This is a genomic window from Streptomyces sp. NPDC092952 (genome assembly GCF_044754785.1).
In the GTDB taxonomy this organism is placed as follows: Bacteria; Actinomycetota; Actinomycetes; order Streptomycetales; family Streptomycetaceae; genus Streptomyces.
In genome coordinates this window covers 208,627-228,348 of the sequence record NZ_JBIVPT010000005.1, presented here as the reverse complement: position 1 = coordinate 228,348, position 19,722 = coordinate 208,627, and the positions used below count along the sequence as shown (strand labels likewise).

Annotated in this window: 17 protein-coding genes; 6 read left to right on the top strand and 11 right to left on the bottom strand. The window is 70.0% G+C overall.

The window, feature by feature from the left end:
• Positions 1–46: 46 nt before the first annotated feature.
• The 5 genes from trpD to ACIQGQ_RS15000 all read right to left on the bottom strand — a co-directional run bounded on the left by trpD (position 47) and on the right by ACIQGQ_RS15000 (position 5,397).
• Positions 47–1,111, bottom strand: a complete 1,065-nt coding sequence (gene trpD / locus ACIQGQ_RS15020; RefSeq protein WP_402395305.1) for an anthranilate phosphoribosyltransferase — start codon at positions 1,109–1,111, stop codon at positions 47–49.
• Positions 1,112–1,233: 122 nt separating this feature from the next.
• On the bottom strand, positions 1,234–2,859 hold the full coding sequence (locus tag ACIQGQ_RS15015; protein WP_402395303.1) for a cytochrome bc complex cytochrome b subunit: 1,626 nt from the start codon (positions 2,857–2,859) through the stop codon (positions 1,234–1,236).
• Positions 2,856–3,908 (bottom strand): Rieske 2Fe-2S domain-containing protein, encoded by a 1,053-nt coding sequence (locus tag ACIQGQ_RS15010; RefSeq protein ID WP_402395300.1) that lies wholly within the window; start codon positions 3,906–3,908, stop codon positions 2,856–2,858. Before ACIQGQ_RS15010 ends, ACIQGQ_RS15015 begins: the two co-directional genes overlap by 4 nt.
• On the bottom strand, positions 3,905–4,714 hold the full coding sequence (locus ACIQGQ_RS15005) for a c-type cytochrome (RefSeq protein WP_352274843.1): 810 nt from the start codon (positions 4,712–4,714) through the stop codon (positions 3,905–3,907). The genes ACIQGQ_RS15010 and ACIQGQ_RS15005 overlap by 4 nt, the downstream gene beginning before the upstream one ends.
• Before the next feature lie 62 nt (positions 4,715–4,776).
• Positions 4,777–5,397 carry a heme-copper oxidase subunit III gene (locus ACIQGQ_RS15000; RefSeq protein ID WP_352274842.1) on the bottom strand — a complete coding sequence of 207 codons (621 nt, stop codon included), beginning with the start codon at positions 5,395–5,397 and terminating at the stop codon, positions 4,777–4,779.
• 187 nt (positions 5,398–5,584) lie between these two features.
• Between ACIQGQ_RS15000 and ACIQGQ_RS14995 the strand changes: the two genes are divergently transcribed.
• A complete protein-coding gene (locus tag ACIQGQ_RS14995; protein WP_402395296.1) occupies positions 5,585–5,986 on the top strand; it encodes a hypothetical protein in 402 nt (133 codons plus the stop codon).
• A gap of 49 nt (positions 5,987–6,035) precedes the next feature.
• Here the strand turns inward: ACIQGQ_RS14995 and ACIQGQ_RS14990 are convergent, their stop codons facing one another.
• From ACIQGQ_RS14990 to coxB, 4 genes are all read right to left on the bottom strand, one after another.
• Complete coding sequence (locus ACIQGQ_RS14990; RefSeq protein ID WP_402395293.1) at positions 6,036–7,292, bottom strand: Ig-like domain-containing protein; 1,257 nt, start codon at positions 7,290–7,292, stop codon at positions 6,036–6,038.
• Positions 7,293–7,408: 116 nt separating this feature from the next.
• Positions 7,409–7,807, bottom strand: coding sequence for a cytochrome c oxidase subunit 4 (locus ACIQGQ_RS14985; RefSeq protein WP_402395290.1), 399 nt, complete (start codon positions 7,805–7,807; stop codon positions 7,409–7,411).
• Positions 7,804–9,537 carry a cytochrome c oxidase subunit I gene (ctaD, locus tag ACIQGQ_RS14980; protein ID WP_402395286.1) on the bottom strand — a complete coding sequence of 578 codons (1,734 nt, stop codon included), beginning with the start codon at positions 9,535–9,537 and terminating at the stop codon, positions 7,804–7,806. The genes ACIQGQ_RS14985 and ctaD overlap by 4 nt, the downstream gene beginning before the upstream one ends.
• Complete coding sequence (gene coxB, locus ACIQGQ_RS14975; RefSeq protein WP_366294149.1) at positions 9,534–10,496, bottom strand: cytochrome c oxidase subunit II; 963 nt, start codon at positions 10,494–10,496, stop codon at positions 9,534–9,536. Before coxB ends, ctaD begins: the two co-directional genes overlap by 4 nt.
• A gap of 259 nt (positions 10,497–10,755) precedes the next feature.
• Between coxB and ACIQGQ_RS14970 the strand changes: the two genes are divergently transcribed.
• A complete protein-coding gene (locus ACIQGQ_RS14970; protein WP_402395282.1) occupies positions 10,756–12,135 on the top strand; it encodes a cysteine desulfurase/sulfurtransferase TusA family protein in 1,380 nt (459 codons plus the stop codon).
• A gap of 177 nt (positions 12,136–12,312) precedes the next feature.
• On the opposite strand, the gene ACIQGQ_RS14965 is transcribed toward ACIQGQ_RS14970, so the two are convergent.
• Positions 12,313–13,287 (bottom strand): carbohydrate kinase family protein, encoded by a 975-nt coding sequence (locus ACIQGQ_RS14965; RefSeq protein ID WP_402395280.1) that lies wholly within the window; start codon positions 13,285–13,287, stop codon positions 12,313–12,315.
• A gap of 158 nt (positions 13,288–13,445) precedes the next feature.
• On the opposite strand from ACIQGQ_RS14965, the gene ACIQGQ_RS14960 reads away from it, so the two are divergent.
• Together ACIQGQ_RS14960 and ACIQGQ_RS14955 are read left to right on the top strand one after the other, a co-directional pair.
• On the top strand, positions 13,446–13,643 hold the full coding sequence (locus ACIQGQ_RS14960; RefSeq protein WP_402395277.1) for a hypothetical protein: 198 nt from the start codon (positions 13,446–13,448) through the stop codon (positions 13,641–13,643).
• 163 nt (positions 13,644–13,806) lie between these two features.
• Positions 13,807–15,261 carry a hypothetical protein gene (locus tag ACIQGQ_RS14955; protein ID WP_402395274.1) on the top strand — a complete coding sequence of 485 codons (1,455 nt, stop codon included), beginning with the start codon at positions 13,807–13,809 and terminating at the stop codon, positions 15,259–15,261.
• Between the two features lie 97 nt (positions 15,262–15,358).
• On the opposite strand, the gene ACIQGQ_RS14950 is transcribed toward ACIQGQ_RS14955, so the two are convergent.
• Positions 15,359–15,715: an iron-sulfur cluster assembly accessory protein gene (locus ACIQGQ_RS14950; RefSeq protein ID WP_030933606.1), complete on the bottom strand. Its 357-nt coding sequence runs from the start codon at positions 15,713–15,715 to the stop codon at positions 15,359–15,361.
• Positions 15,716–15,983: 268 nt separating this feature from the next.
• On the opposite strand from ACIQGQ_RS14950, the gene nadA reads away from it, so the two are divergent.
• Together nadA and ACIQGQ_RS14940 are read left to right on the top strand one after the other, a co-directional pair.
• Positions 15,984–17,192, top strand: a complete 1,209-nt coding sequence (gene nadA / locus ACIQGQ_RS14945) for a quinolinate synthase NadA (protein WP_402395271.1) — start codon at positions 15,984–15,986, stop codon at positions 17,190–17,192.
• A gap of 166 nt (positions 17,193–17,358) precedes the next feature.
• Complete coding sequence (locus tag ACIQGQ_RS14940; RefSeq protein WP_402395268.1) at positions 17,359–19,503, top strand: tetratricopeptide repeat protein; 2,145 nt, start codon at positions 17,359–17,361, stop codon at positions 19,501–19,503.
• The last annotated feature ends 219 nt before the right edge of the window (positions 19,504–19,722 follow it).

Sequence of the window (19,722 nt, the reverse complement as noted above, 5' to 3'; positions counted from 1 at the left end):
GCGCGGTCCACCATCCGGACCGCGCCCCGTGCCCACGCCCGTGTGCTCAGGCGTTGCTGACGGCCACCCAGCGCTCCAGCACCCGGGCCGCCGCGCCCGAGTCGATGGACTCGGCGGCCCGGGCCATCCCGGCCGCCAGCCGCTCGTTCAGCGGGCCGTCCGCCGCGTCCAGCGCCGTCAGCGCCGCCGCCGAGTTGAGCATCACGGCGTCGCGCACCGGCCCCCGCTCACCCGCCAGCACCCGCCGGGCCACATCCGCGTTGTACGAGGCGTCCGCGCCGCGCAGCGCCTCGACGGGCACCAGCTCCAGGCCGACGTCGCGCGGGTCGAACGCCTCCTCGCGGACGGCCCCGTCCCGCACCACCCAGACCCGGGAGGTCGCGGTCGTCGTCAGCTCGTCCAGACCGTCGTCGCCGCGGAAGACCAGCGCGGAGTTGCCCCGCTCGGCCAGCACCCCGGCGACGATCGGCGCCATCTTCGGGTCGGCCACCCCGACGGCCTGGGAACGCACCCGGGCCGGGTTGGTGAGCGGGCCGAGGATGTTGAACGTGGTCGGCGTGCCGAGCTCCTTGCGGGCCCTGGCCACGTGCCGCAGGGCGGGGTGGAAGCGCACCGCGAAGCAGAAGGTGATGCCCGCCTCCTCGGCCACCTCGACGACCCGCTCCGCGGAGAGGTCCAGGTTGACGCCGAGCTTCTCCAGCACGTCGGAGGAGCCGGACGCCGAGGAGGAGGCGCGGTTGCCGTGCTTGACGACCTTGGCGCCCGTGCCGGCGATGACGATCGCCGACATGGTGGAGATGTTGACCGTCTTGGCGAGGTCGCCGCCGGTGCCGACGATGTCGACCGTGCGGCCGGGCACCTCGATGGTGCGGGCGTGCTCGTACATCGCCCGGACCAGGCCGGAGACCTCGTCGACGGTCTCGCCCTTGGCCCGCAGCGCCACCGTGAATCCGGCGATCTGCACATCGGTGGCCTCACCGCTCATGATGCGGTCCATCGCCCAGGCGGTGGCGTCGGCGCCGAGGTTCTCACCGCGCAGCAGGGCGTTCAGTACGGCGGGCCAGGAGTGGGCCGCCACGCTGTCGCCGCCGATCGGGGTCACAACGTTCATGGTCCGCTCCAGGGTCCACACTCGGTACAGGGGTCGATCCCACCCTATCGACCGCCGGGCACGGCAAAGAGCCCCGTCCATCGAATGGACGGGGCTCCTGCCGTGGCGATCAGTTCAGGCGATCAGTGGTGACCGTGGCCGCTGGTGATCTCCTTGTACTCCTCGGCGGTGGGCTTGGCGATCTGGTTGTCCTCGCCGTAGAGGCTCTTGCTCAGCCGGGCCCGCAGCTTCTGCAGGGCCGAGACCTTGCGCTCGACACCGTTCTCGTCGACCGTCGGGCCGAGTTCGAGCGGCTTGTACTGCTCGTGCGCGGTGAGCGTGTGCAGCTGCTCGGGCTTGAGCGGCTCGTGGATCTCGACGAACTCACCGTGCGGCAGGCGCTTGATGATGCCGGACTCGCGTCCGTGCAGCACCTTCTCCTTGTCGCGGCGCTGGAGGCCGAGGCAGATCCGCCGGGTGGCGACGAACGCGAGGACCGGGCCGACGAAGATGAAGATTCGTACGAACCAGGAGATGGCGTTGATCGACAGGTGGAAGTGCGTGGCCCACAGGTCGTTGCCACCGCCGATGAAGACGATGACGTACTCGGTGATCCAGGCGACGCCGAAGGCGGTCCGGGTCGGGGCGTTGCGCGGGCGGTCCAGGATGTGGTGCTCGCGCTTGTCCCCGGTGATCCAGGACTCGATGAACGGGTAGACCGCGATGATCGCGAGGACCACTCCGAAGGCCATCAGCGGGATGAACACGCCCAGGACCAGCGTGTGGCCCCAGAGGTTGATCTCCCAGCCCGGCATGACACGGATCAGACCCTCGGCGAAGCCCATGTACCAGTCGGGCTGGGCGCCGGTGGACACCTGGTCCGGACGGTACGGGCCGATGTTCCACACCGGGTTGATCGTGGCGATCGCCGCGATGACCGCGATGATGCCGAAGACCAGGAAGAAGAACCCGCCGGCCTTCGCCATGTACACCGGCAGCAGCGGCATGCCGACGACGTTCTTGTTGGTACGGCCGGGACCCGCGAACTGCGTGTGCTTGTGGTAGAAGACCAGGATCAGGTGCGCCACCAGCAGGCCGAGCATGATGCCCGGCAGCAGCAGGATGTGGATCGAGTAGAACCGGGCGACGAAGTCGTGGCCGGGGAACTCTCCGCCGAACAGGAACATCGAGATGTACGTGCCGACGATCGGCATCGACAGGATCGCGCCCTGGGTGAAGCGGATACCCGTACCGGACAGCAGGTCGTCCGGGAGCGAGTAGCCGGTGAAGCCGGTGAACATGCCCAGCACGAACAGCAGGAAGCCGAACAGCCAGTTGATCTCACGCGGCTTGCGGAACGCACCCGTGAAGAAGACGCGCATCATGTGCACGAACATGCCGGCCAGGAAGATCAGCGCGGCCCAGTGGTGGATCTGGCGAACCAGGAGACCACCGCGGACGTCGAAGCTGATGTCCAGGGTCGAGGCGTACGCCTCGGACATCCGGATGCCCTGCATCGGCTCGTACGAGCCGTGGTACACGACCTCGTTCATGCTCGGGTGGAAGAACAGCGTCAGATACACACCCGTGAGGATGATGATGATGAAGCTGTAGAGGCAGATCTCACCCAGCATGAAGGACCAGTGGTCCGGGAAGATCTTGCGCATGTTGGCCTTGGCCAGGGAGTAGATCCCGAGCCGGCCGTCCGCCCAGTCGGCTACCCGCTCGCCGGCGGGCGCCTTGCGCTTGGTGTCCGTCACAGTACTCATCCGCGCTCCCAGAATGCAGGACCGACGGGCTCTTCGAAGTCACCGAGCGCTTCGAGGTTGCCCTCGCTGTTCACGCCGATCCGCAGCTGCGGGAGGGCGTGACCGGCCGGACCGAAGATGACGCGGGCGCCGTCGGAGAGGTCGAAGGTGGACTGGTGGCACGGGCAGAGCACGTGGTGCGTCTGCTGCTCGTACAGGCTGATCGGGCAGCCGACGTGGGTGCAGATCTTCGAGAAGGCCACGATGCCCTCGTGGGCCCACTCGCGCTCGCGCTTGTCCTTGATGTTCTCCGGCTGGATCCGGACGATCATCAGGGCGGCCTTGGCGATCTGGTTGTTGAAGTCCTCCGCGTCCTCCTCCAGGCCCTCGGGCATGGCGAAGGTCAGCGAACCGACGGCGACGTCCTCGGGACGCAGCGGCTCCATCGTGTTCATGTTGATGAGCTGCTTGCCCTTGGCCCACAGCGTGCTGCGGAGCTTCTTCTCCGGCAGCGGACCGAGGTCGCGCAAGAGCACCACACCGGAGAGCGGCACCAGGGCCAGCGCACCGAACATGGTGTTGCGGATCAGCTTGCGCCGGCCGAACCCGGACTCCTCGGCACCCGCCGCGAAGTCGGCCATGACCTTCGCCTTGACCTCGGGCTCCGCCTGGATGGCGTGCCGGTCGTCGGCGACCTCCACGTCGGACATCAGCGTGCGCGCCCAGTGGACGGCGCCGGCGCCGATCGTGAAGAGGGCCACACCCAGCGTCAGACCCAGCGAGAAGTTGAGCGCGCTCACGTGGCCGAACGGCCAGATGTACACGATCTTGTCGACCGGGAAGATGACGTACGAGGCGATGAAGCCGACCGTGGCCAGCATCGAGAGCGTGAACAGGAAGGCGACCACGCGCTCGGAGCGCTTGGCTGCCCGCTCGTCGATGTCCTGGATGCGCGGCTTGTGGGCCGGCAGCCCCGGGTCCGCGAACGGGTCGTCCGCGCCCTCTACCGCGCCGTGCGCGGGGACCTGCTCTTCGGGCAGGTTCTCTTCTGGAATCTCTTGGCTACTCATGACTTCTTGGCCTTAGCGGTGTGGGCCGCGACCCAAACGGCAACTGCGATCAGTGCGCCGAGTCCGAAGATCCAGGCGAACAGGCCCTCGCTGACCGGCCCCAGGCCGCCCAGCTTCAGACCACCCGGGTTCTCCGACTGGGCGCTGTTCACGGTCTGGACGTACGCGATGATGTCCCGCTTCTGCTTCTCGGGCATCGTGGTGTCCGGGAAGGACGGCATGTTCTGCGGGCCGGTCTGCATGGCCTCGTAGAGGTGCTTCGGGTCCACGCCCTCAAGGCTGGGCGCGTACTTGCCGTTCGTCAGCGCGCCGCCCTCACCGGTGAGGTTGTGGCACTGCGCGCAGTTGGTACGGAAGAGCTCGCCACCCTTGGCGACGTCCGCGCCGGAGGGGTCGTAGTCCTTCTTGGTCGGCGTGATCGGGCCGGCGCCGAGCGACGCGACGTACGCGGCCAGCTGGTCGATCTGCGCCTGGCTGTAGATGACCTTCTTCTTCGGCACCTGGGCGCCGGGCTGCTGCGCCGGCATACGGCCCGTACCGACCTGGAAGTCAACGGCGGCGGAGCCCACGCCGACCAGGCTCGGCCCGTCGGTGGTGCCCTGACCGCCGGTTCCGTGGCAGCTGGCGCAACCGACGGAGTACAGCTTCTTGCCCTCCTCGATGGCGAGGGACTGGGCGGTTTCGTCGGCCTGTGCCTTACTCGCGGGCGCGAAAGCGGCGTACAGCCCCCCAGTGGCCGCCAGCGCGAGGAGTAGTACGACGACCGCCGCCAACGGATGGCGTCGTCGTGCGGAGAGCTTTTTCACGGATTACCCCGGTGTCAGGATCTTCTGCGTCGATGCTGGATGTGGTTCGGGTTCGAGCCCGATTACTTGATCATGTAGATCGTGGCGAACAGGCCGATCCACACGACATCGACGAAGTGCCAGTAATAGGACACGACGATGGCGGAGGTCGCCTGTTCGTGGGTGAACCTCTTGGCTGCGTACGTCCTGCCCAGAACGAGCAGGAAGGCGATGAGGCCGCCTGTCACGTGCAGACCGTGGAAGCCGGTGGTCAGGTAGAACACCGAGCCGTACGGGTCGGAGGACAGCGAGAGGCCGTCCTTCTTCACCAGCTCGGTGTACTCGAAGACCTGGCCTCCGATGAAGATCGCACCCATCACGAAAGTGATCACGAACCAGGTACGGAGCTTCTTCACGTCGCCCCGCTCCGCGGCGAAGACGCCGAGCTGGCAGGTGAGTGAGGAGAGCACCAGGATCGTGGTGTTCGTCGCGGAGAACGGGAAGTTCAGGGCCGAAGCCATTTCCTTCCAGTGCTCCGGTCCCGTCACCGATCGCAGGGTGAAGTACATCGCGAAGAGGGCCGCGAAGAACATCAGCTCGGAACTCAACCAGATGATGGTTCCGACGCTGGTGAGGTTCGGTCGATTGACCGACGGGTGCGCGTGCCCGGTTTCTACTGTCGTTGCTGTCGCCACGACCGACATTATGTCGGTCGCTTATCCCGCCCTCACCCCGGGGGGTGCCGTTCGGTGTGTCAGGTGGGTGTGTCCGCCCCGAACGGCCCAGGGAACAGCACTCCGAAGCGGTGCTGACAGACCGTCCGGCGGAGTACGATCCGCGCATCGGTTCATGCCCGGAAAGCCCCGAAGACACAGATGTCACGGAGGAACAATGCAGCCGACCGCCACGGTCCTGGTCTACAGCGACGACGCCAACACCCGTGAGCAGGTGAGGCTGGCGGCCGGGCACCGGCCCGCCGCCGACGTACCACCGGTGGAGTTCCTGGAGTGCGCGACGCTGCCCGCGGTCCTGGAGGCCCTGGACGCGGGCGGCGTCGACGTCTGCGTGCTGGACGGCGAGACGGCGCCCGCGGGCGGCATGGGCGTCTGCCGACAGATCAAGGACGAGATCTTCCGGTGCCCGCCGGTCCTGCTGCTGATGGGGCGCCCCCAGGACGCCTGGCTGGCCACCTGGAGCCGCGCGGACGCCGCGGTGACCCTGCCGGTCGAGCCGGTCGAGTTCGCCGAGGCCCTGGCCGCCCTGCTGCGCAACGGGGACCGCGTGAGCGCCTGATCCCCCACCGGCTCCCTCCGAAGGGCAGCGCACCCCCGGCCCGGTCCTCTCAGACCTCGGGGCGCAGTCGTGCCGCCTGGATCGTCTCCGTACGGTCCGGCGCGGTGCTGTTCTGCAGGGCGCTGCCCTTCAGCCATTGCGCCCAGGAGAGGTTCCAGTCGCCGAAGCCGTTGTCGAACGGCGTCATCGTCTCGCCCTGGCTGCCCACCACCGTGACGAGGTCCCCGGGGCGCACGGTGTTGTAGAACCACTCGGCCTGGCCGGTGCTCATGCCCGTGCAGCCGTGGCTGACGTTCGCGTACCCCTGCGAGCCGGTGGACCAGGGGGCGGCGTGCACGTACTCGCCGCTCCAGGTCACCCGTGTCGCGTAGTAGACCGGCAGGTCGTACGAGTCCGAGGAGCCCTGGGCGATGCCGATGGTCTCCCCGCGCATACGTACGTAGTACTCCTTCTCCAGCACGACCTTGACGCCGTTTCGGGTGGCGAAGCCCGGCTTGCCGGTGGTGACCGGAATGGTGTTGATCACTTTTCCGTCGCGTTTGACCGTCATGGTGTGCGCCACGGCGTCGGTGAGGGCCTCGACGCGGGCGCCCGTGGTGAGCCTGAGGGCCTTCGTGGGGGCGCCGTAGAGGGTGTCGGTGAGCTTGACGCCCGCCAGGGCGCTGCTGACCTCGATGGAGGCCCTGGCGGGCCAGTACGCCTCGGGGCGGTAGTGCAGGGTCTGGTCGTCGACCCAGTACCAGGAGCCGGTCACGGCGGGGGTCGAGCGGACCCGCAGGCCGCGCTCCACACGGGCCCTGGACGCCTTGTCGGCGACGGGGGCGCTGAGTTGCGCGGTGAGGGGCTGTCCGACGCCGTAGGTGCCCGTCCGGGGGCCGAAGGAGACCTCCAGCAGCTCTTTGGCCGAGGTGGTTCCGAACGAGAGCGTACGGGCGCCCGGGGCGCCGTCCTCGTCCTCCGTGCTGACCCGGACGGTGTACTTGGCGCCGGCCGCGAGCGGCATCGTGGAGTGCCAGCGCCGGCCGTCGGCGTCGAGTTCGCCCGCCAGGTGGCGGCCGGTGGTGTCGACGGCCGACACGTCCGTGATCCGGCCGTCGTCACCCTTGACGGTGACCTCCAGCGGCCGTCCGGGGACGACCTTCGCGTCGCCGTCACGCGCGTTCGAGGAGATCTCGTCCACGGCGTCGTACGGCTTCTCCGCGAGCGGGTGGTCCCCGGAGGCTCCGCAGGCGGTCGCGGCCGCGACCAGGGTCATGACCAGCAGGGTGCAGCCCACTGCGGGGCGGATACGGGACGTGCGGTTCATGGGGCCACGTTAAGAAGACCGGCCCGGTTCGGCGCGTTGTGTACGTACGAACGGGGGCCCGCCCCCCTCCGGGTGGAGAGGTGCGGGCCCCCGTCAGGTGGAGCGGTGACGCGAGGTCACTGGGTGCGGTTCTCACCGCGGTAGTACTCGAAGACCCAGCCGAAGAGGCCGATCAGGATGATCGGGGTCGAGAAGTACAGCAGCCACCAGCCGAAGATGACGCCCATGAAGGCCATGGCGCCGCCGATGGCCAGGGAGAGCGGCTGCCAGCTGTGCGGGGAGAAGAACCCCACCTCGCCGGCCTCGTCCGCGATGTCGGCCTCCTTGTTGTCCTGCGCCATCGCGTCGACCCGCCGGGCCGTGAAGGCCAGGTAGAAGCCGATCATGAGGCTCAGGCCGAAGGCCAGGGCGAGGGCGGTGGTACCGGCCGGCTCCTTCGACCACACGCCGTACGTGACGGCGATGGCCAGGATGAAGACGCTCAGCCACAGGAACATCTTGCCCTGGATCTTCACTTGCCGGCCTCCTTGCCACCAGCGAGGGCCTTGTCGTCAGCGTGGTGCTCAAGCTGTTCGAGGGCCGCGATCTCCGGGTGGTGCAGGTCGAACGCCGGGGATTCGGAACGGATCCGCGGCAGGGTGAGGAAGTTGTGCCGCGGCGGCGGGCAGGAGGTCGCCCACTCCAGCGAACGGCCGTAGCCCCACGGGTCGTCGACCTCGACCTTCTTGCCGTACTTGGCGGTCTTCCAGACGTTGTAGAAGAACGGCAGCATCGACAGGCCGAGCAGGAACGAGGAGATCGTCGAGATCGTGTTCAGCGCGGTGAAGCCGTCCGCGGCGAGGTAGTCCGCGTAACGACGCGGCATGCCCTCGGCACCCAGCCAGTGCTGCACCAGGAACGTGCCGTGGAAGCCCACGAACAGCGTCCAGAACGTGATCTTGCCGAGCCGCTCGTCGAGCATCTTTCCGGTGAACTTCGGCCACCAGAAGTGGAAGCCGGAGAACATCGCGAACACCACGGTGCCGAAGATGACGTAGTGGAAGTGCGCGACCACGAAGTACGAGTCCGAGACGTGGAAGTCCATCGGCGGCGACGCCAGGATGACGCCGGTCAGACCACCGAAGGTGAAGGTGATCAGGAAGCCGACGGCCCAGAGCATCGGTGTCTCGAAGGACAGCGATCCCTTCCACATCGTGCCGATCCAGTTGAAGAACTTCACACCGGTCGGTACCGCGATGAGGAATGTCATGAACGAGAAGAACGGCAGGAGCACACCGCCCGTGACGTACATGTGGTGGGCCCACACGGTCACGGAAAGACCGGCGATGGCAATCGTCGCGGCGACCAGGCCGATGTAACCGAACATCGGCTTCCGGCTGAATACCGGAATGACCTCGGAAATGATTCCGAAGAATGGCAGGGCGATGATGTACACCTCTGGATGGCCGAAGAACCAGAAGAGGTGTTGCCAGAGCAGTGCGCCACCGTTCGACGCGTCGAAGATATGCGCGCCGAATTTACGGTCGGCCTCCAGCGCGAAGAGCGCGGCGGCGAGGACCGGGAAGGCCAGCAGGACCAGCACACCGGTCAGCAGGACGTTCCAGACGAAGATCGGCATGCGGAACATCGTCATGCCGGGAGCGCGCATGCAGATGATCGTGGTGATGAAGTTGACCGAACCGAGGATCGTGCCGAAGCCGGAGAAGGCCAGACCCATGATCCACATGTCGGCGCCGACGCCCGGCGACCGGACCGCGTCCGACAGCGGGGAGTAGGCGAACCAGCCGAAGTCGGCCGCACCCTGCGGGGTGAGGAAGCCGGCCACCGCGATCAGCGAGCCGAAGAGGTACAGCCAGTACGCGAACATGTTCAGCCGCGGGAACGCCACGTCGGGCGCACCGATCTGGAGCGGCATGATCCAGTTCGCGAATCCGGCGAACAGCGGCGTCGCGAACATCAGCAGCATGATCGTGCCGTGCATCGTGAACGCCTGGTTGAACTGCTCGTTCGACATGATCTGCGTGCCGGGACGGGCCAGCTCGGCGCGCATGAAGAGCGCCATCAGACCGCCGATGCAGAAGAACGCGAACGACGTGACCAGGTACATCGTGCCGATCGTCTTGTGGTCAGTGGTGGTCAGCCACTTGATGACGACGTTTCCCGGCTGCTTTCGCCGGACCGGCAGCTCGTCCTCGTAGGAGTCTTCTGCTGCCGCGGCACCCTGAGGTTCGTTGAGGATGCTCACAGTTTGTTCGTCTCCGCATTCCTGGCCGGGTCAGTCTGCTCGATGCCGGCCGGCACGTAGCCCGTCTGGCCCTTCTTGGCCAGCTCCTCCAGGTGCGCCTGGTAGCGCTCCGGGGAGACCACCTTGACGTTGAAGAGCATCCGGGAGTGGTCGACGCCGCAGAGCTCGGCGCACTTGCCCATGAAGGTGCCCTCCTGGTTGGGAGTCACCTCGAAGGCGTTGGTGTGGCCCGGGATGACGTCCTGCTTCATGAGGAACGGCACCACCCAGAAGGAGTGGATGACGTCACGCGAAGTCAGAACGAAACGGACCTTCTCACCCTTCGGCAGCCACAGGGTCGGCCCCGGGTTGCCGTTCTGCGGGTTCCGCGTTCCCGGGATGCCGAAGTCGTAGACGCCCTCGGCATTCTTCGGGAAGTCCTTGCGGAACCGGTCGGGGATGGCGTCGAGCTCCTTGGGGATCTCGTTGCCCGTGGCGGTCGAGCCGTCCACGTTCTCGATGTAGTTGAAGCCCCAGCTCCACTGGTAGCCGACCACGTTGATGGTGTGGGCCGGCTTGTCGGAGAGCGTGAGGAGCTTCGTCTCGTCGCGAGCGGTGAAGTAGAACAACACCGAGACGATGATCAGAGGGACCACGGTGTACAGCGCCTCGATGGGCATGTTGTACCGGGTCTGCGGAGGAACCTCGACCTTGGTGCGGCTGCGCCGGTGGAAGATGACGCTCCACAGGATCAGACCCCATACCAGCACGCCCGTGGCGAGCGCTGCCGCCCACGAGCCCTGCCAGAGAGAGAGGATCCGTGGTGCCTCTTCCGTAACCGGAGTCGGCATTCCAAGGCGGGGGAAGTCCTTGTATGTGCAACCGGTGGCGGTCACAAGGATCAGGCCCGCAGTCAGCACCTGCGGCAGCTTCCGCCGCATCGGGCGCCGCGACGAGCGGTCGGAGCCGTTGGGACTCACGTAGCGCCTTCCCGAGAGTCTCGCCCACGCGGTCGGCGCGGCCGTCTTTCCGGTCGGTCGCCGCCCTGACGCGGACAGGGGTTTGGATGTTTATGCGGACCAAACCCTACTGGACGCTATTTGGGGTCGCGCGGGGAGGGTGCCCAACGCGCCGTCCGACTCCCCGAAGGGGTGGAATACGGCCCTCCGAACGTCATCTGACGCCCCCTCTCCCGGCCCGGCCCCCGCCCCGTCCCCCGGCGCGGGCTAGCGTGGCCGGATGCCCTACTTCGACGCCGCCTCCGCCGCTCCCCTGCATCCCGTCGCACGTCAGGCGCTGCTTGCCGCGCTGGACGAGGGCTGGGCCGATCCGGCCAGGCTCTACCGGGAGGGGCGGCGGGCCCGGCTGCTGCTGGACGCCGCCCGGGAAGCCGCCGCGGAGGCCGTCGGCTGTCGCCCGGACGAGCTCACATTCACTCCTTCGGGGACCGCCGCGGTCCATTCGGGGATGTCCGGAGCCCTTGAGGGGCGTCGGCGTGTCGGCCGCCATCTGGCCGTCTCCTCGGTCGAGCACTCGTCGGTGCTCCATTCGGCCGCCGCCCACGAGGCACGGGGCGGGTCGGTCTCCGAGGTGCCGGTGGACCGTACGGGGGCGGTGGGCGCGGCGGCCTTCGCGGGCGCGCTGCGCGAGGACACCGCGCTGGCCTGCCTCCAGTCCGCCAACCACGAGGTCGGCACCGAGCAGCCGGTGGCCGCCGTCGCGGAGGCGTGCCGGGCGGCGGGGGTGCCGCTGCTGGTGGACGCGGCGCAGTCGCTGGGCCGGGGGCCGGTGCCGGAGGGCTGGTCGCTGCTGACCGGGAGCGCCCACAAGTGGGGCGGGCCGTCGGGCGTGGGGCTGCTCGCGGTGCGCAAGGGGGTCAGGTTCGCCGTTCCGGGGCCGGCCGACGAGCGGGAGTCGGGGCGGTCGGCCGGGTTCGAGAACCTTCCGGCGATCGTGGCGGCGGCCGCGTCGCTGCGGGCGGTCCGGGCCGAGGCCGGCGTCGAGGCCGCACGGCTGCGGGCCCTGGTGGACCGGATCCGGGCCGTGGTGGCGGAGTCGGTGCCCGATGTGGAGGTGGTCGGCGACCCGGTGCGGCGGCTGCCGCATCTGGTGACCTTCTCCTGTCTCTATGTCGACGGGGAGACCTTGCTCCATGAGCTGGACCGGGCCGGTTTCTCCGTGTCGTCCGGCTCGTCCTGCACCAGCAGCACGCTGACGCCGAGCCATGTGCTCCGGGCCATGGGGGTGCTGTCGGAGGGGAACGTACGGGTGTCGCTGCCGGACGGTACGGCGGAGGCGGACGTCGACCGCTTCCTGGAGGTGCTGCCCGGGGTGGTGGCGGAGGTGCGGCAGAGGCTCGGCGCGGCCGCACCGGCGGCGTCCCCCGCTCCGGCCGGGTCCCTGGTGGTCGACGCGCTGGGCAGGCGCTGCCCCGTCCCGGTGATCGAGCTGGCGAAGGCGATCGGGCGGGTGCCGGTGGGCGGGACGGTCACGGTGCTCGCCGACGACGAGGCGGCGCGGCTGGACATCCCCGCCTGGTGCGGGATGCGTGAGCAGGAGTACGTGGGCGAGGAGCCGGCGGACCGCGGTTCGGCCTATGTGGTCCGCCGGCTCTCCTGACTAGGGCGTGTTTCGAAAGTAGCGTCGTCTGCCCGGAGGGCAGGCCCGGGGGTGTCCGGTGCGTGCGATCGCAAGGCGGAGGGTCGCCCCGATACTGGATGTATCGGGGCGATCCCGACAACGCGGCGAGTGTGCGTGCCGGGCGCCCCCGGGCAGACGGGACTTTCGAAACATGCCCTAGGCGAGGTGCGCGCGGACCTCGGCGGCGGCGTCGTGGCCGTACGCCTTGGTGAAGCGGTCCATGAAGTGGGTGCGGTGCAGGGTGTACTCCTGGGTGCCCACGGTCTCGATCACCAGGGTGGCCAGCATGCAGCCGACCTGGGCGGCGCGCTCCAGGCCGACGCCCCAGGCGAGGCCGGAGAGGAAACCGGCCCGGAAGGCGTCGCCGACACCGGTCGGGTCGGCCTTGGCGGTCTCCTCCGGGCAGCCGACCTCGATCGGCTCCTGGCCGACCCGCTCGATGCGGACGCCGCGGGCGCCGAGGGTGGTGACCCGGTGGCCGACCTTGCCGAGGATCTCCTCGTCGGTCCAGCCGGTCTTGGACTCGATGAGCCCCTTCTCGTACTCGTTGGAGAAGAGGTACGTGGCGCCCTCCAGGAGGATCCGGATCTCGTCGCCGTCCATCCGGGCGATCTGCTGCGAGAAGTCCGCGGCGAACGGGATGCCCCGGGTGCGGCACTCCTCGGTGTGGCGGAGCATCGCCTCCGGGTCGTCGGCGCCGATCGAGACCAGGTCGAGTCCGCCGACGCGGTCGGCGACGGCCTTCAGCTCGATGAGCCGGGCCTCGCTCATCGCACCCGCGTAGAAGGAGCCGATCTGGTTGTGGTCGGCGTCCGTGGTGCAGACGAAGCGCGCGGTGTGCAGGACCTCGGAGATCCGCACCGAGCCGGTGTCGACCCCGTGGCGGTCGAGCCAGGCGCGGTACTCGTCGAAGTCGGAACCCGCGGCGCCGGCCAGGATCGGCTCCGTGCCCAGCAGGCCCATGCCGAAGCAGATGTTGGCGGCGACGCCGCCCCGGCGGACTTCGAGGTTGTCGACCAGGAAGGAGAGCGAGACCGTGTGCAGCTGGTCCGCGACCAGCTGGTCGGCGAAGCGGCCGGGGAAGGTCATGAGGTGGTCGGAGGCGATGGAACCGGTGACTGCGATGCGCACGGGGAAACTGCTCCTGCGGGGGTCGGGGGGAACGGTCGCGTGTTCCCTGGGCGGCGTGACAGTTCACGCTACCCGTTCACCGGACCGGCTCTGAAGAGGCGGAAACTACCCGATAGTAGGGCTTTCCTCCTGTGACACATGGTGCTTACGGTGCCGACATGTCGAACCACATCGCCCTGCGCGAGTCCGAGATGAGCCTGGCCGAGCTGCGCGGGGACTGCGCGCGGATGGCCCCGCACTGGACGGCCCACCCGAAGTCCGCCCCCGCCACGGTCGCCCCGTCCCGCATCCACGGGGTCACCGTTCCGGCCGCGTCCGCCCGGCTGATCGACGCGATGGAGGACTACGCCGGCTGAGCCCCCGCCCGTCGAGGCCCCCGTCGAGGGCCCCCGCCGCACCGCCGTGGAACCGTCCGCGCCGCTGCCCCGTCCCACTGTCGTCCCCGGACACCTCCGGGGCCGACGCACGGGCCGGGCGACGGCGCGTGACGGTCGTACGTCAGGCGAAGGAGCGGATCCGGTGAGCACCGAGCGACCCGACAACGATGTGACCGGCCCCCGGCGGCGTTCGCCGCTCGCCGTGGCCTCGGTGGCGGCGGCCGTACTGCTGGCCGGAGGCGGTGGGGCGTACTGGGCCGCGACGGCGGCCGGCAACGACGGCGGTACGGACGCGGGCGGGCGGGCCGCCCTGCCCGCGCTGGCCCTGGACGGGCCGGCCCGCACCGGCGCCGACACACCGCCCGAGGGCGCCTCGCGCGGCATCGCGCCCGGCGAGCCCGACCCGAGCGGCGGCCGGATGCGCTACCGCGCCTCCGGTGAGCTGCCCGACGGTCCGCGCACGGCCGCCGTGCGACGGGCGGCCGGGACGGTCTCGGCCGCCGAGGTGGCCCGGCTGGCGAAGGCCCTGGGCCTGGCGGGCGCTCCGCAGGAGGAGGCCACGTACTGGAAGGTGGGGTCCGAGGGTGACGGGACGGGCCCGGTGCTGCGGGTGGAGAAGGCCCCGGGCACCTGGAGCTTCACCCGTTACGGCTCGGGTGGCACGGACAACTGCAAGAAGGGCCCGACCTGTTCGGGCGGGCAGCAGTCCCCGGACGGCGGCGCCTCCTCGGCCTCCCCGGTGAGCGGGAGCGCCGCACGGGCCGCCGCGGCCCCCGTCCTGAAGGTGGCCGGGCAGGACGGCGCCGCCCTGGACACCCGCCAGCTCATGGGCTCCGTACGCGTGGTGAACGCCGACCCGACGGTCGACGGCCTGCCCACCTACGGCTGGTCGACCGGTATCCAGGTGGGCCCGGACGGCCAAGTGGTGGGCGGCAGTGGGCACTTGAAGGGGCTGGAGAAGGGCGACAGCTATCCGGTGGTCGGCGCGGCCGAGGCACTGGCGGAGCTGAACGGCCCGGCGCCCCGCAAGAGCGCGGGCGGCTGTGCCGACCCCGTACCGGCGGCGGACGGCAAGGCGCACTGCGGGGCGCTGACCGGGGCGGAGCCGTCGCAGGCGGCGGCCATGACGGTGGAGAAGGCGGTGTTCGGCCTGTCGGCGCAGTACGTGGCGGGCCGGCAGGCGCTCGTGCCGTCCTGGCTCTTCTCGGTGCGCCCGGCCGCGGGCGGTGCGGGCAGCACGGTGGCGCAGGTCGCGGTGGAGCCCGCGTACCTGACGCGGAGCGCGCCCGCGGCGGGGTCGGCGGTGCCCACTCCCCCGGGCAACGCGGCGAAGGGGCAGCGGCAGTCGCTGTCGTACCGGGCCGAGGGGCGGGAGCTGTCGGTGACGTTCTGGGGCGGGGCGTGCAGTACGTACACCGCGAGCGCGACCGAGACCGCGGACACCGTGACGGTGCGGGTCGCGGAGTCCGCGCAGCAGGGGAAGCAGGCCTGCATCATGGTCGCCAAGGAGCTGACCCGGACGGTGACGCTCAAGGCCCCGCTGGGTGACCGCAAGGTCGTCGACGCGGTCTCGGGCGGCGAGGTGCCCCGGGACTGAGCGGCCGACGGGAACAACAAGAACGACGGCGGCGGTCCCGGGTGCCCGGGAACCGCCGCCGTCGTCGTTGCTTCGCTCGCTCCGGCCGGCCGGTGGCTCAGCTGAAGGAGTCGCCGCAGGCGCAGGAGCCCGTGGCGTTGGGGTTGTCGATCGTGAAGCCCTGCTTCTCGATGGTGTCGACGAAGTCGATGGAGGCGCCGCCGAGGTAGGGAGCGCTCATCCGGTCGGTGACGACCTTGACGCCGTCGAAGTCCTTCACCACGTCACCGTCGAGCGAGCGCTCGTCGAAGAAGAGCTGGTAGCGCAGGCCGGAGCAGCCGCCGGGCTGAACGGCGACGCGCAGCGCGAGGTCGTCGCGGCCTTCCTGCTCCAGCAGGCCCTTGACCTTGGCTGCGGCGGCGTCGGACAGGAGGATGCCGTCGCTCACGGTGGTGGTCTCGTCCGATACGGACATCTGCTTCTCTCCCGGGTTGTATGGAGACTGCTTGCCGACGTTGCAACCGTCGGCACCGCGGATTCATTCCGGGCCGAGCGCTTGCCTGCACATTCATGCTCGCACACCGGCCCGCCGAGGGGATGCGTCACATCGACGCTATGGACATCGTCAAAGTGACGTGAAACGGATATGATAGATAGCGTCAATTAGACGAAAAGCATGCGGGCTTCACGGCTCCGCGGAAGCCCTCAGCAAGACCCAGCAGACTTTCAGCAGAGAAGAAAGGGTGCGTGACGTGACCACGGCCCACCCCGTCCAGGATCTCGACGTCCAGCCGACGCCCCTCGCCCTGCTCCTGCTCGGCCGAGAGGCCGACCCGAGGAGCGAGCGCGGCGTCGAGTGCCCCGGCGACCTGCCATCCCCGTCCGACCCGGACCTGGTGGAGCGCGCCCGCGCGGCCAAGGAGAAGCTCGGGGACAAGGTCTTCGTCCTGGGCCACCACTACCAGCGTGACGAGGTCATCCAGTTCGCCGACGTCACCGGCGACTCGTTCAAGCTCGCCCGGGACGCCGCGGCGCGGCCGGAGGCCGAGTACATCGTCTTCTGCGGTGTCCACTTCATGGCGGAGTCGGCGGACATCCTGACCGCCGACGCCCAGAAGGTCGTGCTCCCCGACCTGGCGGCGGGCTGCTCGATGGCCGACATGGCCACCGCCGAGCAGGTCGCCGAGTGCTGGGACGTGCTGGCCGACGCCGGGATCGCCGAGCAGGTCGTGCCGGTCGCGTACATGAACTCCTCCGCCGACATCAAGTCCTTCACCGGGCGGCACGGCGGCACGATCTGCACCTCCTCCAACGCCAAGCGGGCGCTGGAGTGGGCCTTCGAGCAGAAGGCGCCCTCGGAGGCCAAGGTCCTCTTCCTGCCCGACCAGCACCTGGGCCGGAACACCGCCGTCCGCGACATGGGCATGTCGCTGGAGGACTGCGTCGTCTACAACCCGCACAAGCCGGGCGGCGGCCTGACCGCCGAGGAACTGCGCGGCGCGAAGATGATCCTCTGGCGCGGGCACTGCTCGGTGCACGGCCGGTTCTCGGTGCAGTCGGTCGACGACGTGCGCGAGCGGATACCGGGCGTCAACGTGCTGGTGCACCCCGAGTGCAAGCACGAGGTCGTGGCGGCGGCGGACTACGTCGGCTCGACGGAGTACATCATCAAGGCCCTGGAGGCGGCCCCGGCCGGCTCGAAGTGGGCGATCGGCACCGAGCTGAACCTGGTCCGCCGGCTGGCGAACCGTTTCGCCGCCGAGGACAAGGAGATCGTCTTCCTCGACCGGACGGTCTGCTTCTGCTCGACGATGAACCGGATCGACCTGCCGCACCTGGTGTGGACGCTGGAGTCGCTGGCCGAGGGCACCCTCGTCAACCGGATCGAGGTCGACCCCGAGACGGAGAAGTACGCCAAGCTCGCGCTGGAGCGGATGCTGGCGCTGCCGTAGCGCACCGGGTCCCGGCGGGCGGGGCGGGCGGTTCCCGCCCCTCCCGCCGGGGCCGGGGCACCCGCCCCGTATACCGGCAAAGCCGCCCTTACCCCAACGTCGTTCGAGAGTGGCGCATTCGGGGAATCTCCTGCCAGGCCGGACCCTCCCCTTGCACAATCGCCCCATGGAAAGTCCCTACGCCGGAGATCATGAGCAGGCCCTCGCCACCGCGCGGGAGGCGGTCCTCGCCCAACGCGAACTCGCCGCACAGCAACCGGATTCGCTCCGGCCCGAACTGGCCGAGGCCCTCGGCACCCTGTCGGACCGGCTCACCGACGCGGGCGACCCGGAGGGCGCGCTCGCCCCGGCGCAGGAGTGTGCCCGGCTGTACGCCGGACTCGCCGTGGGCGATCCCGAGGCGTTCAAGGCCGACCTCGCGCTGTCCCTGGACACCCTGGCCAACCGGACGGCGGCCACGGGGGACGGGGACACCGCCGCGCAGTTCGCGGGCGAAGCCGTACGGCTCCAGCGGGAGTTGGCCGCGGACCGCCGGACCGCGACACTGCTCCCCCTGGCCCGGTTCCTCCTCAGCTCCGCCGCGCATCACGCCTCTTCCACGGGATCCGTCGCCGCGCTGCCCCTCGTCGAGGAGGCGGTCGGCATCCTCCAGCGGATCGTGCCGGAGGACTCGGACCCGCTCCGCCCCGAACTGGCCGCCGCGCTGAACGTCCTCGGCACGCATCGCGCGCAGGTCGGCGACGTCTCGGGAGCGCTCGACGCCACGCGACGGGCCCTCGCCGTCTACCGCGATCTCGCCGCCCGCCGGCCGGACGCCTTCCGCCCCGGACTGGCCGGAACCCTCAGCAACCTCGCCGGCTGCCTCAACACCGGCGGCGACCCCGGGGCGGGGCGGCCGGCGGCGGAGGAGTCCGTCGCCCTCCACCGCGAGCTGGCCGCGCAGAACCCCGTCGCGCACCGCCCCGCCCTCGCCACCGCGCTCGACTCGCTCGCACGGAGTCTCGCCGGCTCCGGGAGCCCGGAGGAGGCGCTGGCACCGGCGGAGGAGGCCGTCCGGATCCTGCGCGAACTCTCCGCCGGACAGGACGGGGTCTTCCCGCCGGAACTGGCCCGGGCCCTCCTCGGTCTCAGCGGCCACCGGGGGCTGGCCCACGACGACGAGGGAGCCGTGGGAGCGGCGCGGGAGGCGCTCGCGGCCTACCGCTCGCTGGCGCTGAGGCTCCCCGATGCCTTCGAGAACTCCCTGGTCGCCGCGGTCACCGCCCTGTCCGGGGCGCTCGTCCGTACCGGCGACCACGCTTCGGCGGTCCGGGCGTTCGACGAGACGGTGGCGGAGTTCGCCTCCGACCACCCCGCCGTCGCCCGGCGTCTCGGCGTCGAGCGGAGCGTCTTCCTGCTGAACCTCCCCGGTCCCCGGGCCGCGGCCGGCATGCGCGAACTCGCGGCCTTCCTCGGCAGGGACGACGAATCGGACCTCGTGACCGTACGGGCCCGGCGGGCGCTCCGTGCCCATGGCGACATCGAGGCCGTGAGCGCGGCGTGGAAGGAGGAGACCTTCGCTCCCGTACCCGCCTGGCTCACCCTGTCGCAGGAGACCCTGGAGCTCGTCGGCTCCTGGATGTTCGCGCCCGACTGGCCCCATTCACGCGACATCTGGTCCCGGAACGCCGATGTGCTCGGCGGCGAGGAAGCATCGACGGCCCTGGAGGAGCTGGCCTGCCTGGACCTCCGCACCGCCCACCGGCACGCCGTGCTCCGCGAGGCCGTCCTGGTGTACGGCGTGACCGCCGCGTACGACCCGCTGATCCTCGCGGAACAGGTGGCGGAGTGGGTGGACTGTGCCGGCTGGGCGGAGTCGCGGGCCTTCCTGGAGGAGAACCCCCGTCTTCTCCGGGCCCAGCCGCCCGAGTCCACCCCTCTCGCCCACGTCGCGGTCCTCGCCGTCGCCCGCGACGAGGGCCTGGACGCCGCGTACCGCCTGGTCGAGGACCGCACCGCCCTTCAGGCGTACGTGGAGCGGGCGCTGGCGGCCGGGGACGGCAACGCCCTGATGCACGCGGCGGCCGTCGAGGGGCAGGTCTTCGACGACAAGCTGTCCTCCCTCACCCACGCACAGGCCGGCATGGTGCTCTCCGGGGTCGTCGAAGGCATCGAGCCGAGCGATCTGGCCGTGCTCCTCCCCCGCGCGCCCGAGGAGATCCGCGTCCGGCTGCTGGAGGAGATCCAGGCCCTCGGCGTCCGGTACGCCCATCCGCACGGGGAATCGTGGCTCCGGATCGCCGAGGTCCTCACCGGCTCCGCGGCCGAATGACCGGTACCGGCCGGCCGTGCCGGGCTCAGCCCGGGTCCGGCCGGCCGGTTCCTCGATGGTGGGGGCGGCTGCCCCGGTGACCCCCTCCGCAGCCTGCTGGTCCTCCAGCCGCTCGCCCACCACTGATTCACGCAGAAGAGCCCCGCCTCCCCCGCACTCCTCATCCCCGCCCCGCCCGGAACGACTTCGTCGCCTCGCTCCAGCAGTAGGGCGCCGCAC

Bases quoted from the DNA above. Each gene is read 5' to 3' on its own strand.
- ACIQGQ_RS14970 (WP_402395282.1), top strand. From the start codon at position 10,756: ATGCCCTACTTCGACGCCGCCTCCGCCGCTCCCCTGCATCCCGTCGCA.
- ACIQGQ_RS14995 (WP_402395296.1), top strand. From the start codon at position 5,585: ATGCAGCCGACCGCCACGGTCCTGGTCTACAGCGACGACGCCAACACC.
- ACIQGQ_RS15000 (WP_352274842.1), bottom strand. From the start codon at position 5,397: ATGTCGGTCGTGGCGACAGCAACGACAGTAGAAACCGGGCACGCGCAC.
- trpD (WP_402395305.1), bottom strand. From the start codon at position 1,111: ATGAACGTTGTGACCCCGATCGGCGGCGACAGCGTGGCGGCCCACTCC.
- ACIQGQ_RS14950 (WP_030933606.1), bottom strand. From the start codon at position 15,715: ATGTCCGTATCGGACGAGACCACCACCGTGAGCGACGGCATCCTCCTG.
- ACIQGQ_RS15015 (WP_402395303.1), bottom strand. From the start codon at position 2,859: ATGAGTACTGTGACGGACACCAAGCGCAAGGCGCCCGCCGGCGAGCGG.
- ACIQGQ_RS14940 (WP_402395268.1), top strand. From the start codon at position 17,359: ATGGAAAGTCCCTACGCCGGAGATCATGAGCAGGCCCTCGCCACCGCG.
- ACIQGQ_RS15010 (WP_402395300.1), bottom strand. From the start codon at position 3,908: ATGAGTAGCCAAGAGATTCCAGAAGAGAACCTGCCCGAAGAGCAGGTC.
- ACIQGQ_RS14990 (WP_402395293.1), bottom strand. From the start codon at position 7,292: ATGAACCGCACGTCCCGTATCCGCCCCGCAGTGGGCTGCACCCTGCTG.
- ACIQGQ_RS14960 (WP_402395277.1), top strand. From the start codon at position 13,446: ATGTCGAACCACATCGCCCTGCGCGAGTCCGAGATGAGCCTGGCCGAG.